11 protein-coding genes and 1 riboswitch are annotated in these 12,753 nt (G+C 70.7%); of the genes, 7 read left to right on the plus strand and 4 right to left on the minus strand.

The features are described 5' to 3' along the window. Positions 1–202: 202 nt before the first annotated feature. The 3 genes from EP757_RS11690 to EP757_RS11700 form a co-directional block, all read right to left on the minus strand. The gene (locus EP757_RS11690) at positions 203–2,062 is read right to left on the minus strand and encodes a DEAD/DEAH box helicase (protein WP_127544867.1); all 1,860 of its coding nucleotides are present in this window, start codon (positions 2,060–2,062) and stop codon (positions 203–205) included. A gap of 358 nt (positions 2,063–2,420) precedes the next feature. Then, positions 2,421–2,825, minus strand: a complete 405-nt coding sequence (locus EP757_RS11695) for a hypothetical protein (protein ID WP_127544870.1) — start codon at positions 2,823–2,825, stop codon at positions 2,421–2,423. A gap of 1,900 nt (positions 2,826–4,725) precedes the next feature. Then, positions 4,726–6,456, minus strand: a complete 1,731-nt coding sequence (locus EP757_RS11700; RefSeq protein ID WP_127544873.1) for a C40 family peptidase — start codon at positions 6,454–6,456, stop codon at positions 4,726–4,728. 231 nt (positions 6,457–6,687) lie between these two features. On the opposite strand from EP757_RS11700, the gene EP757_RS11705 reads away from it, so the two are divergent. From EP757_RS11705 to fliQ, 7 genes are all read left to right on the plus strand, one after another. Further along, the gene (locus EP757_RS11705; RefSeq protein WP_127544876.1) at positions 6,688–7,302 is read left to right on the plus strand and encodes a hypothetical protein; all 615 of its coding nucleotides are present in this window, start codon (positions 6,688–6,690) and stop codon (positions 7,300–7,302) included. A gap of 118 nt (positions 7,303–7,420) precedes the next feature. Continuing rightward, positions 7,421–7,849, plus strand: coding sequence for a hypothetical protein (locus EP757_RS11710; protein WP_127544889.1), 429 nt, complete (start codon positions 7,421–7,423; stop codon positions 7,847–7,849). A 22-nt stretch (positions 7,850–7,871) separates the two neighbouring features. Next, positions 7,872–8,324 carry a DUF4229 domain-containing protein gene (locus EP757_RS43825; RefSeq protein ID WP_127544892.1) on the plus strand — a complete coding sequence of 151 codons (453 nt, stop codon included), beginning with the start codon at positions 7,872–7,874 and terminating at the stop codon, positions 8,322–8,324. A gap of 225 nt (positions 8,325–8,549) precedes the next feature. After that, a riboswitch (cobalamin riboswitch) is annotated at positions 8,550–8,678 on the plus strand. 104 nt (positions 8,679–8,782) lie between these two features. Beyond that, entirely contained in the window at positions 8,783–9,712 is a 930-nt protein-coding gene (locus EP757_RS11720; protein WP_127544895.1) for an ABC transporter substrate-binding protein, read from the plus strand. A gap of 152 nt (positions 9,713–9,864) precedes the next feature. Beyond that, positions 9,865–10,887 carry an iron ABC transporter permease gene (locus tag EP757_RS11730; protein ID WP_127554203.1) on the plus strand — a complete coding sequence of 341 codons (1,023 nt, stop codon included), beginning with the start codon at positions 9,865–9,867 and terminating at the stop codon, positions 10,885–10,887. Further along, positions 10,884–11,711: an ABC transporter ATP-binding protein gene (locus tag EP757_RS11735; RefSeq protein WP_127544897.1), complete on the plus strand. Its 828-nt coding sequence runs from the start codon at positions 10,884–10,886 to the stop codon at positions 11,709–11,711. Before EP757_RS11730 ends, EP757_RS11735 begins: the two co-directional genes overlap by 4 nt. Further along, positions 11,708–11,977: a flagellar biosynthesis protein FliQ gene (gene fliQ / locus EP757_RS11740; protein WP_127544899.1), complete on the plus strand. Its 270-nt coding sequence runs from the start codon at positions 11,708–11,710 to the stop codon at positions 11,975–11,977. The genes EP757_RS11735 and fliQ overlap by 4 nt, the downstream gene beginning before the upstream one ends. A gap of 10 nt (positions 11,978–11,987) precedes the next feature. Here the strand turns inward: fliQ and EP757_RS11745 are convergent, their stop codons facing one another. Then, positions 11,988–12,743 carry a VOC family protein gene (locus EP757_RS11745; protein ID WP_174262378.1) on the minus strand — a complete coding sequence of 252 codons (756 nt, stop codon included), beginning with the start codon at positions 12,741–12,743 and terminating at the stop codon, positions 11,988–11,990. Positions 12,744–12,753 lie beyond the last annotated feature (10 nt).

Raw genomic sequence — 12,753 nt, forward strand, 5'->3', positions numbered from 1 at the left:
AAAGCCTTTGGATGTACGGGCTACGCAGAAGCCGGCAAGGCTACACCGCGGCCAGGTGCCTGGCCGGGGCCGCAGGGCGGGCATCCGGCGTGAGGAGAAACGCGAGGCCCCGCACGCGGGTCGCGTGCGGGGCCTTACGTCACGTGGTCCAAGCCGTGTTGCGGCTTACTCCACTCGACTCAGTAGCGGAGTCGGGCGGGACTCAGTAGCTGCGAGCCGGGCGGGAAGACCCGAAACGACCCGACGGGCCCTCGCGGCGGTCGGTACGGCCACTGTCCCGGCCACCGTCACGGCGCTGGCCGGCCGGACGGTCGCCGAAGTGACGGTCCCGGTCGCCGAACGAGCGCTGCGGCCGGTCACCGAACTGGCTGCGCTCGCCCGCGGGGCGGTCGCCGAACGAGCGCTGCGGGCGGTCGCCGTACTGGCTGCGCTCGCCCGCCGGGCGGTCACCGAACGAGCGCTGCGGCCGGTCGCCGTACTGGCTGCGCTCGCCCGCCGGGCGGTCACCGAACGAACGCTGCGGCCGGTCACCGAACTGGCCACGGTCGCCGGCCGGGCGGTCACCGAAGCTGCGGTCCCGGTCACCGAACGGACGACGCGGGCGGTCACCGAAGCTGCGGTCACGGTCGTTGCGGTCGCCGTAGGAACGCTGCGGGCGGTCGCCGTAGCCACCACTGCGCGGCCGGTCGCCGAACCGGCGCGGACGGTCCCCGCGCTCACGACGCGGCTCCGGCTCTTCCACGACCGGGACGCCACTCGGCTCACGAGCGCCGGTGACCTCGGCCAGCTTCTCGTCGCCCAGCCGGACCCGGAACTCGCCCGGCGTGACGCCGGCCTTGGACATCATGGCCTGGGTGGTGCGGCGCTGCTTCGGCAGAACCAGCGTGACGACCGCGCCGGACTCGCCGGCCCGGGCGGTGCGACCGGCCCGGTGCAGGTAGTCCTTCGGGTCCTTCGGCGGGTCCACGTGCACGACCAGCGAGATGCCGTCGACGTGGATACCACGGGCCGCCACGTCCGTCGCGACCAGGACGTTCGTCCGGCCTTCCTTGAACTCGGCGAGCGTGCGGGTACGGACCCGCTGAGTCTTGCCGCCGTGCAGAGCGCCGGCACGGACGCCGACCGCGTGAAGCTGCTCGACCAGACGGTCGACGCCCATCTGCGTACGGGCGAAGACGATGGTCTTGCCCTCCCGGTTGGCGATCCACGAGGTGATCGGGAACTTCTCCGCCGGCGGGATCAGCAGCAGGTGGTGTTCCATCGTGGACACGCTCGCCTCGGCGGGCGCGGTCGAGTGGGTCACCGGGTCGTTCATGAACCGCTTGACCAGCGTGTCGACGTCACCGTCCAGAGTGGCCGAGAACAGCAGCCGCTGCGCGGTGGCCGGAGTCTTCGACAGCAGATCGGTGACCTCGGGCAGGAAGCCCATGTCGGCCATCTGGTCGGCCTCGTCCAGCACGGTGATCTCGACGTCGTCGAGGCGGCAGGCGCCCCGCTCGATCAGGTCGCCGAGCCGGCCCGGCGTGGCGACGATCACTTCGACGCCACGACGCAGCGCGTCCATCTGACGGTCGTACGGCACGCCGCCGACAGCCGTCTTCAAGAACACGCCGACCGAGCGGCCGATCGGCATGAGCGAGTCGGCGACCTGCATCGCCAGCTCGCGGGTCGGCACCAGGATCAGGGCCTTCGGGTAGTGCGGGCGCGCCTTGCCGCTCTTCGCGGTCCGGGCCAGCACGGGCAGGCCGAAGGCGAGCGTCTTGCCGGAGCCGGTCTGGCCACGGCCGAGCACGTCACGGCCGGCGAGCGCGTCCGGAACGGTGGCGGCCTGGATCTCGAACGGCGTGTTGATGCCCTCACGGCTCAGCACGCGGACGATCTCGGAGGGCAGGCCCAGGTCGGAGAAGCTGCGAACCGGCGCGGTCTCGGTCGCGGTGTCTTCCTCCGTGGTGGTCTCCGTCTCCGTCTCCTCGACGGCGGTGGCGGCCACGGTGGTGTCTTCGGTGCTTGCGGGGGTTTCGAGTACGGACGGGAACGTGCTGGGATCAGCGAAAGTGGTCAAGAGAACCTCTCTACGGGGGCGCATGCTCGCGAATGGCCCGCCGCGGTCTCCAAGAACCGCTCGCTGTAATGCCCGCAAGAACGCCCGTGGCGCGCACCGGGTGGGCACGCCGCGTGAATATCTGTCATTAGTGTACGGGTCAACGTTTGTCCCACCGACCGCATTCCCGGCGTGTAGTGGGGAGGCTCACCCGGAGCACAACCCTGCCAGCTTAGGTCATGACCGAGGCTGACCGCACATTTCGCCCCGCGCACTGCCGTCCATCCGACAGCTGTGACCAGGGCTGCGACCCGCCCGGCCGGTCCTGAACCGGCCGAATCGCACCCCGATTCGAGCCACCCGGCCGACCCCGACCGGCTTAGCTGGACAACCCGTTGAGCATGTCGGTCAAGGCGTCACCGGCAGTGAGCACGAAGATCAAGCTGATCGTGACGAGCAGGCCCAGCACGGCGAGCATCGCGATGACCACCTTGAAGTTGCTGCGGCGCTGGTCGACCGACGCGTCCTGCCACCCCTGAGCCAGGATGTGCCCGGTCAGCGAGCCGGAGTTCTCCGCCGCGTCCATGCTGACCGGCATGGTCATGTCACTGGCCGAGTAGCTGTCCCCGATCGACGGGTACCCGCCCGTGCTGTAGACCGTCCCCGCGCCGTCCGCCCGCTGCTGCGGCACGCCGTTCGGCACGGGAGTGGTGGGCGGCTGTGCGCCGTACGACATCCCGGTCTGCACCGGCTGGGTCATGTCGCTGGAAACCGGCTGCGTCATGTCGATGTTCTCCGGTGCTGACGGGAATCCCGGGTGGCTCTTCCGTGCAGGCGAACCGTAGGTGCCAGCCCCCTGCCCGCCGGGAACGGACCTGCCGGAAGATACCGAATCCTGTCCACCCGCCCCCGCGCCATAGGTAGCCGGCTTGCCATAGGTACCACCCTGCGGCGTGCCGTAAGCCGTCGATGGTCGCTCAACAGGCTTGCCATAGGTAGCCGGCGGCAGACCACCGGCCGACGCCGCAGGCGGAACCGTGTACGACGGCAGACCGTTCCCGATCACCGGCGGCGGCGGAACCACGGGCGGAATCGGCCCGGGCCCAGGCGGAACCGGACTGGGCCCGGGTCCAGGCGGCACGGGGTTTGGCCCAGGCCCCGGAGGCACAGGGCTGGGCCCAGGTCCGGGTGGAACGGGGGCAGGGCCAGGTCCCGGAGGCACAGGGTTAGGCCCGGGACCAGGCGGAACAGGCGGCACCGGCCCAGGCCCCGGCGGCGTCGGAGTGGGCGGCACAGGTCCAGGTCCGGGCGGTACGGGGCTCGGTCCAGGTCCGGGCGGGACCGGGCTAGGTCCAGGTCCGGGCGGGATCGGATTCGGACCGGGTCCGGGCGGCACAGGGCTCGGCGCAGGACCGGGCGGTAGCGGCGAAGGCGCAGGCTCCGGCTCAGGCGTCGGGAACGGTCCGGGCGGCTCTGGGAACGGCACAGGCGGCGGCGTGACCGGTTCTGGACGGATCGGCCCGGGCTCCGGCTCGGCCGGCTTGGGCTCGGCGGGTTTCGGCCGCCCAGGGATCGGCTGAGGCCTGGCAGGGTCAGGTTCCGCAGGCTCGGGCGCGGACGGTTCCGGCTTGGCAGGCTCAGGTTGTGCCGGCTCGGGCTCGGCCGGTTCGGGCTTGGAGGGCTTGGAAGGCTCGGGCCGTGCCGGCTCAGGTTCGGACGGTTCCGGCTTGGAAGGCTTGGGCTGCGCCGGCTCAGGCTTGGCAGGCTCAGGCTGCGCCGACTCGGACCGTTCCGGCGCGGTGAGCTCAGGCTGCGCCGACTCGGACCGTTCCGGCGCGGTGAGCTCAGGCTGCGCCGACTCGGACCGTTCCGGCGCGGTGAGCTCGGGCTGCGCCGGCTCGGACCGTTCCGGCGCGGTGAGCTCGGGCTGCGCCGGCTCGGACCGTTCCGGCGCGGTGAGCTCGGGCTGCGCCGGCTCGGACGGTTCCGGCGTGGAGAGCTCGGGTTGTGCGGGCTCAGGCCTGGACATCTCCTGCTTGGGAGGCTCAGGATCTGACGGTCCCGGCTTCGACGGGTCCTCGGAACGCGGCTCGGACTGATTCGACGGCGTGGACTCGCCGGCGTCGGTCGGGTTGGCCGCCGCCGAACTCGCGCCGCCCCCGTAGACGGTGGGCGCGCCGGCGGAGATGACCTGGTCACTTCCGGGACGGATCGCGCCGGGGACGGAAACGCGTGCGGCTCCAGCCGAGGGGACCGCCGAGATCGGCCGAGCCGAACCGCTCGAAGACGGAACACCGGAAACCGGCGCCGAACCACTGAACGGCGGGCTCGACACGGACGCTGAGCCGCTCGAGGCCGCTACTGCGGAAGAGGCCGATGCGGGCTTGGCCCACAGGGCGCCCGGCTCGGGAGGTGGAGGCGGCGTGAAACCGTCGGCATCGGCTGCCTGCGGCCGCGCGGCGGACGGAGTGTCGGTCTCGCCGTCCCGGGTCGCCTGCTGCTCGTCCATTGGTCCTCCCGACCACCGCTGCCGACGGTTCGGACGTCGGGCGCTGACCTTAACCGTGCCACATCAGCCGGTGTGAACACACCCGGCATCGGACTCACTCGCCGGACTACGGCCGCCCGATGGGTGAGTGGCCGTTTCGGGCGAAATCTCGCCGGCCTTATCGCCCCAAGCCGGACTATTCGGCCGAGGACGAAGTGGACTCCGAAGGCGAAACCGACTCAGCGGACGCGCTCGACGAACTCTCGCCGGCGCTGCTCGAAGCGGCGTCGCTGGCGGCGGCGTTACTGGAGGCGACCTGGCTCGGCGAGGAGGTCGTCTTCTCCGGGGTCGGCTGCGTCTGCGGCTGCGTAGCCGAGGTCTCCGGGTCGGGCGACTTGGACGTCGACGGTGTCGTGGACGGCGAGCTCGACGGAGTCTTCGACGGTGTCGTGGAGGGCGAGCTGGAAGGCGTCTTCGACGGTGTCGTGGAGGGCGAGCTGGAAGGCGTCTTCGACGGAGTCGTGGACGGCGAGCTCGAAGGCGTCTTCGACGGGGTCGAAGAGGGAGAAGACGGCGGAGAGGACGACGGCGACGAGGGCGACGACGGCGGTGACGTCGGCGAAGCCGGTGTGGTCGGCGAGGTGGTGCCCGGCTCGTCCGGGTCGGGCGCGCCGAGGTCGGGCGCCTCGGTGTCGCCCTCGATCGAGCCGTAGACGCGGGTCGCCGCGAACAGCCGGCTCCACCGGACCGGGGTGAGCCGCACGTTGAGACCGGTCCGCGGGGCCTCGACCATCATGCCCTCGCCCGCGTACATCGCGACGTGGTGAATGCCGGTCCAGCTGTTCGACGAGCTGAAGAAGAGCAGGTCACCGGGGAGCAGCGAGTAGCGGGAGACCGCACGGTCGCGCGTCTGGTAGTACTGATCGCGGGACACGCGGACCAGCGGGTAGCCGACACCGCGATATGCCGCGTACATCAATCCGGAGCAGTCGAACTGATCCGGGCCTTCTTCCGACCAGACGTACGGGTCACCGCGCTGTGCCAGCGCGTACTCCAAGGCCTGGATGGCTCGCGCGTCGGCGCTGCGGCCGGCCTCGGACCCGGCGAGGTATTCGTTGCCGAGCGCCTGGTCCGCCGCGTTCTGTGTGGTCTCGGCGGCACTCAGCTCGGCGGCGTTGTCCAGCTCGAGCTTCTGCTGGGCCTTCTGCTTCTGACTGAGCTGGCCGCTCAGTTTCGTCCACTGCTCGGCCAGGTCGGCGAACTTGGTGTTGGACGTGGTCTGCTCGTCGAGCGCCAGCTGGGCGGTCGTCTCGGCCGTCTCCAGCCGGCGGGCGGCCGCCTGGTCGGCGGTGGCGTCGCCGCGCTGCAGACGAGCGAGGGACTCGAGGTCGAGCAGGCCGGAGCCGGTGGCGCCGGGCGGAAGAGCCGCAGCCTCGCGCATCGCGGCGTCGGCGGCCTCGACCGCGGCGTTCTGCGCGTTGCGAAGTGCCTCCTGCGCGTCGATCACCTTCTGCGCGGCGGTGGTCACCTGCGCCTTCACGATGTCGCGGTCCTGACCGACTCTGATCAGCTCGTCACCGAGGGCGGCGACCTCGGCGCGGCCCGCCTCGATCTTCTGGACGATCGGGCTCGTCGCGATGCCGGTGACCGAGGTGACCGGCGTGACCGTGGTCGTGGTGGCCGGCGACGGCGTGCCGGGCAGGACGAGCGAGCCGGTCTGCGTCGGGCGGGATCCGGTGTCCGGGATCGAGACCGGGACGGCAGGGTCGGTCGGGGCTGCCATCGCGGGGATCGGCTGGAAGAGCGTGGCGATCGCGGCGAGAACGGCGGCCGGGTAGACGAACGGGCGCAGGCGTCCGAACGGGCTCAGGCGTGACGGAGCGATGCGTGAGCGAATCGCCGATCCGTACCGCAATGCCTTGGACATGAGCTCCCCGTCCGCGCTGTCGGAGACCGCGCTAGTCGTTCCTTAAGGTTCATACCCCAGGCCGCGGACCGGTGTCGATCGAAAGAAGATGAAAACACGCTGAGAAAATTTCGGCTTCCAGATGGCTTCAAGATCACCGCGGGTGCCGGAGGTAACCGCCGCGCACGTCGGATGCCTTCTGTCGGACCCGGCACGTACCCTCGACCACGAGGTGACGGAAAGGGGTGGTCCATGGACTCGGGGCTGAAACGGGAGCTCGAGGCGAAGGTCTACGCCGGCGAGCGGCTGACCCGTGCGGAGGGCATCGCGCTTCTGGAGTCGGACGACCTCGCCTGGCTCGGGCGGCTGGCGCATCACAGGCGTTCCGAGCTGCACGGTGAGCGCGTGTTGTTCCGGGTCGGCGGTGAGCACGGCGACGAGGGCCAGCCCGTCTCCTACGGCGACCCCGGCGAGCCGCACCGTTTCGTCGACGACGTGCTCGCCCTGCGTGAGCGACAGGACCGGACCGGTGGCGTCGTGGCCGTCGTCCCACAGCCGCACGAGTCGGTGATGCCGGCCCAGACGCTGCAGGCGTTCGCCGTCGCCCGCCTCCTGCTGGACAACGTGCCGCACCTGCAGAGCCGCGGCGCCTCGGTCGGTCAGTCGGTCGCGCAGCTGTCGCTCAATTTCGGCGCCGACGACCTCGGTGTTGCGGATCCTGAGGAAAAGGACGATCTGCTCCACCTGATCTGGGATGCCGGTTTCCGGCCGATCGAGCGCGACGCCGACTTCGCGATCGTCGAGGAGCACGCCGAGGCCGTCCCCTTCGCCGAGCGCCGCAGCGAGCCGCAGCGGGTCTGGGCCTGACAGCCATGACCGTGCGAGGAGCCGCAGCCGAGCCGAGCGCGGCAGTCGTGAGAGGAGCCGCAGCCGTGGCCGGGGCGGAGGACGCCGCCGTGGCCGGGCCGAGGGCGCTGGTGGGGCGATGACGCAGCAGAAGAGTGGGCGTGGGCTGCGGCGGGACGCTGACGGGCGTCTGGCGACGGTCAGTGACCTGCTGGGTGCGGCGTTCGCCGGGCTCGCGGTCGGGCTCGTCGTGCTGCTGATCTTCGAGGCGATCATGGCGCTGGCCGGGCTCGGGGAGTTCGGATCGTCGAACGGCTGGCTCGTCCTGATCCTGCCGGTCTGGCTCTTCGTCGAGGAGTTCCGTGCCGAGGGCTTCGGCGCGCATCGGGTCGTGGTGGCCGCGCTCGGCGGTGGATTCGGTGTCGCGCTAGGGATGACGCTGGCCGGTCTGGTCTCCGGGGTGGCGCCGGCCCTGGTGAGCGGGACGGTCGGAGCGGCCACCGGTACGGTCGTGTACTGCCTGGTCTGGTTCTACGGCCTCCGCTGGCTCGACCACCGGTCGAGCTGAGGAGAGCTGAGGGAGTGAAGAGATGAGTCCCGCCGTCAAATACACGCTCGGCCGGCTCGGCCTGTTCGTGGGTTCCTTCGTCGTGTTGCTGCCCGTTCCGCTGAACATCCTGGTCAAGGCGATGGTCGCGTTCGTCGCGTCGGCCGCGCTCTCGTTCCTGCTGCTGCGCAAGTGGCGCGACGAGATGGCCGAGCAGCTCGGGTCGATCGCCGCGAAGCGGACCGCGGAGAAGGACCGCCTGCGTTCGGCCCTCGCCGGCGACGAGGAGGCAGCGGCCGTGGGCGACCGCGTCGCCGCAGCCGATGGGGCACACGACCGGCTCGCCGATGATCGGGCGGCCGATGGTCTGGCGGCCGGTGGTCGGGACGCCGGCGACTGGGTGACGAGCGAGAGGGTCGTCGGCGAGCAGGCGACCCTCGAGGGCGTCGCGAGCGAGGAAGCGGCCATCAAGCGAGCCAGCGAGACGCGCTCCTAGCAAAGAGCGGGGGCGCGCTCACCGCGATGAGTGGGGCGCGCTCACCGCGATCAGCGGGATCCGCTCACCGCGATGAGTGGGACGCGCTCACCGCGATCAGCGGGATCCGCTCACCGCGATGAGTGGGACGCGCTCACCGCGATCAGCGGGATCCGCTCACCGCGATGAGTGGGGCGCGCTCCTAGCAAAGCAGGGCATCGCCGCTGATATCGCCCACCGGCGGCGGGTCTTTGCTGTGGGTGAGTTAGCGTTTCAAGGACCGCGCCTCAGCGAAGCCGGTGCGAAACCGGCGCTGTCCCGCAACTGTGATCCCTCCAGCATGCAGCAGTGGAGGTCTAGCCAGGTCGCCTGAACGCCGGTCGCGACTCAGCGCTCTCGGGGAGGGGCGCCTCGCAGGCGGCGGCCGAGATGCCCCTGTCGGCGAAGCACCACAGCCCGGCCGACAGGAGGTTCACGAAATGCAACGACGACGTCTGCTCACCACCGCGATAGCCGCGACGGCCCTGGTTCTCGCGGGTTGCGGTGGTCAGGAGAACGACGAGCCGGCGGCGCAGGCGTCCAGCGCCGCCGCGAACTACCCGGTCACGGTCGGCAGCGTCACGCTCGAAGCCCGGCCCGAGAAGATCGTCAGCCTGAGCCCGACCGCCACCGAGATGCTGTTCGCGATCGGGGCGGGCGGGCAGGTGACGGCGGTGGACGACCAGTCGAACTACCCGGCCGAGGCGCCGAAGTCCGACCTTTCGGGGTTCAAGCCGAACGCCGAGGCGATCGCCGCGAAGGACCCGGATCTCGTGGTGCTCTCGAACGACACCGAGAACATCGTGGCCCAGCTCGGGAAGCTGGCGATCCCGACGTTCGTGGCGCCGGCCGCCGCCACCCTGGACGACACGTACGAGCAGATCGGCGAACTGGGCACGCTCACCGGCCACCGCGCCGAGGCGGAGAAGGTCAGTGCCGACATGGCCGCGAAGATCGACGAGATCGTCGGGAGTGTGCCGGCGCGGACCACGCCGCTGAGCTACTTCTACGAGCTCGGCCCGGATCTCTACTCGGCCACTTCGAAGACCTTCGTCGGCTCGGTCTTCACCCGGTTCGGCATGACGAACGTGGCGGACCCGGCCGATGCGAGCGGTGCCTTCGGCGGCTATCCGCAGCTGTCCCAGGAGGCGGTGGTCCAGGCGAATCCGGACATGGTCTTCCTGGCCGACAGCAAGTGCTGCCAGCAGTCCGCGGAGACGGTGAAGGCGCGTAAGGGCTGGTCGGCGGTGACGGCCGTGGAGAAGGGCCAGATCTACGCGCTCGACGACGACATCGCGTCCCGGTGGGGCCCGAGGACCGTCGACCTGGTCCAGGCCGTCGCCGACGCCCTGAACAAGATCCCCGCGTGACCGAAGCCGCGGCCCCGAAGAAAGCTGCGCCGAAGAAAGCAGTCCCGGAGAAGGCAGCCCCGGAGAAGGCAGCCCCGGAGAAGGCAGTCCCGGAGAAAGCAGCCCCCGAGAAGGCGGTCGCCCAGAAGGCGCAGCGGGCACATCGCGCTGGTCTGCGCCCGGCCTGGCTCGCCGCGGGCGTGCTCGCGGTGCTGGTGGCGGTTCTGGCCGGCCTAGCCTTCGGCTCGGCCAGCCTGCCTCCGGGCGGGGTCGCGGTGGAGATGCTCAATCTCATTCCGGGCGTACGACTGGACAGCGGCCTCTCCGAACGAGAGATCGCGATCCTGACTCAGCTCCGGCTGCCCCGCGTCGTGCTGGGCCTGCTGGTCGGCGCGATGCTGGCGCTGGCCGGCGCCGCGTACCAGGGCGCTTTCCGCAACCCGCTGGCCGACCCGCACCTGCTCGGTGTGGCGGCCGGTGCGGGCCTCGGCGTCACGGCCGTCATCGTGCTGAGCGCGACCAGCACCACCGAGTTGCCGGTGACCGTGCCGATGGCTGCCTTCGCCGGAGCGGTGCTGGCCGTCGCGCTCACCTGGCTGCTGGGCGGGGCCGGGAGCCGGGACCGATCGCCGACCGCGCTGATCCTGGCGGGAGTGGCGGTGTCGGCGTTCCTCTCGGCGGCGCAGACGTTCCTGCTGCAGCGGCACGTCGAATCGCTGCAAGAGGTCTATTCGTGGCTGCTCGGCCGGCTGTCCACAGCGGGCTGGCACGACGTACAGATGATCCTGCCCTATGTCCTCGTGACCGCGGCGATCGTCCTGACGCAGCGGCGCGAGCTCGACGTCCTGACCGTCGGCGACGCGGAGGCGGCGAGCCTGGGCCTGCACCCGCAGCGCAGCCGCTATCTGCTGATCATCGCGGCCTCGCTGGGCACCGCCGCGGCGGTCTCGGTCTCCGGGATCATCGGCTTCGTCGGGATCATCGTGCCGCACACGATCCGGCTGCTGACCGGGCCGAGTTACCGCTCGCTGCTGCCGCTCTCGATCCTCTTCGGCGCGGCGTTCCTGACCCTGACCGATCTGCTGGCCCGGACCGTCGCGGGCGACGCGGAGATCCCGATCGGGGTCGTGACCGCGTTCCTGGGCGCGCCCTTCTTCGTCCTGGTGATGAGGACGAGCAAGGTGATGCCTACATGACCGAGATATCCGATATCGAGGTCGAGGGTCTCACGGTACGACTCGACGGCAATCTGATCGTCGACGGCATCGACCTCACCGTGCGATCCGGCGAGTGGGTCACGATCATCGGGCCGAACGGCGCCGGCAAGTCGACAGCGCTGCGGGCGATCGGCGGGCTGCTGCCGCACGAAGGAGAGATCCGCTGGCAGGGGCGGGCCATCACCAGCATGAACCGGCGGGACCGGGCCAAGGCGATCGCGACCGTCGTGCAGTCGCCGGTCGTCCCGCCCGCCATGGGGGTGTTCGACTACGTGCTGCTGGGGCGTACGCCGTACATCCCGCCCCTGGGTCGTGAATCGGCATCGGACCTGGCAGTGGTCGACGAGGTGCTGGCCGCGCTCGATCTGGAGCCGTTCGCCGGGCGCCGCCTCGACACCCTCTCCGGTGGCGAGAAGCAGCGGGTCTTCCTGGCACGCGCGCTCGCCCAGGGCGCCGGGATCCTGCTGCTGGACGAGCCGACCAGCGCGCTCGACATCGGCCACCAGCAGGAGGTGCTGGAGCTGGTGGATCGGCTGCGGAGCGAGCGGGGGCTCACCGTGCTGGCCACGATGCACGATCTGTCGACGGCCGGCGAGTACGCGGACCGCATGATCCTGCTGGCCGGCGGTCGCGTGGTGGCGGCCGGAACCCCCGCCGACGTGCTGACCGAGGAGAACCTGGCCGAGCACTACCGCGTGCGGGTCCGGGTCATCCAGGGCGAGCACGGCCCGCTGGTGGTGGCAACCAGATCGCAACCGAACGGCACTCAAAAATCACTCAACCTACCGATGAGTCCGTTATGACGGACACGATGGTGCTGGAACTGGCCCTCCAGGCGATGACCATCTCGGCGAAGCTGGCGGCTCCGGTGCTGCTGACCGCGCTCGGCGTCGGCTTCGTGATCTCCCTCTTCCAGTCGGTGACCCAGATCCAGGAGGCGACGCTCTCCTTCGTGCCGAAGGCCATCGCCATCGGGGTGGTGCTCCTGCTCACCGGCAACTGGATGCTTCGCGAGATGCTGACATTCACCACCCAGTTGTACGAGAAGATCCCGCAGTTGCTGGGCTGACCGGGAACGGTCAGGACGCGAGGATCGCGAACCGGCCGCCCTGCGGATCCTCCAGCAGCGCGACCCGGCCGACCGCGATCGTCGTGGGCGGGTGCACGACGCGGGCGCCCAGCCGGTACGCGTGCTCGGCCGCCGCGTCGCAGTCGCCCACCGCGAAGTAGACCAGCCAGTGCGGCAGCAGGTCGTCCGGCCAGCCGTTACCGGCCATCAGCTGAATGCCGGCCACCGGCTGATGCGCGTTCTCGCAGATCACGTAGGGCGAGGAACCGACCAGGCCGTCCCGGTAGCCCCAGCCGAAGACCATCCCGTAGAACGCCTTCGCCCCGTCGTGGTCCCGGGTGTTCAGCTCGTTCCAGGTGAGCGCGCCCGGCACGTTGAAGACCTCGGCGCCGCGCATGGTCCCTGCCTCCCAGATGCTGAACGGCGCGCCGGCCGGGTCCAGGCACGCGGCCATCCGCCCCTGATCCACCACGTCGAACGGCGCGACCAGCACCTTCCCGCCGGCCGCCTCGACCCGGGCCGCCACCGCGTCGGCGTCGTCGGCCGCGAAGTACGTGCTCCAGGCCGTCGGCTGGCCCTCACCGAAGAGCGGACCCGCGCCGGCCACCGGCAGGCCGTTCAGCAGGAACGTCGTGTAGCCACCGAACTCGTCGCCGGACACCTCGGCGGTCCAGCCGAACATCGCGGTGTAGAAGCGGGTCGCGTCCCCGAGGTCGGCGGTGGCCAGATCCACCCAGGACGGCACGCCAGGCGACGGAGCGGTCATAGGTCGCATC

This window comes from Actinoplanes sp. OR16 (assembly GCF_004001265.1).
Lineage (GTDB): Bacteria > Actinomycetota > Actinomycetes > Mycobacteriales > Micromonosporaceae > Actinoplanes.

Bases quoted from the DNA above. Each gene is read 5' to 3' on its own strand.
- fliQ (WP_127544899.1), top strand. From the start codon at position 11,708: ATGACGGACACGATGGTGCTGGAACTGGCCCTCCAGGCGATGACCATC.
- EP757_RS11745 (WP_174262378.1), bottom strand. From the start codon at position 12,743: ATGACCGCTCCGTCGCCTGGCGTGCCGTCCTGGGTGGATCTGGCCACC.
- EP757_RS11710 (WP_127544889.1), top strand. From the start codon at position 7,421: ATGACGCAGCAGAAGAGTGGGCGTGGGCTGCGGCGGGACGCTGACGGG.
- EP757_RS11720 (WP_127544895.1), top strand. From the start codon at position 8,783: ATGCAACGACGACGTCTGCTCACCACCGCGATAGCCGCGACGGCCCTG.
- EP757_RS11695 (WP_127544870.1), bottom strand. From the start codon at position 2,825: ATGACGCAGCCGGTTTCCAGCGACATGACCCAGCCGGTGCAGACCGGG.
- EP757_RS11735 (WP_127544897.1), top strand. From the start codon at position 10,884: ATGACCGAGATATCCGATATCGAGGTCGAGGGTCTCACGGTACGACTC.
- EP757_RS11705 (WP_127544876.1), top strand. From the start codon at position 6,688: ATGGACTCGGGGCTGAAACGGGAGCTCGAGGCGAAGGTCTACGCCGGC.
- EP757_RS11700 (WP_127544873.1), bottom strand. From the start codon at position 6,456: ATGTCCAAGGCATTGCGGTACGGATCGGCGATTCGCTCACGCATCGCT.
- EP757_RS43825 (WP_127544892.1), top strand. From the start codon at position 7,872: ATGAGTCCCGCCGTCAAATACACGCTCGGCCGGCTCGGCCTGTTCGTG.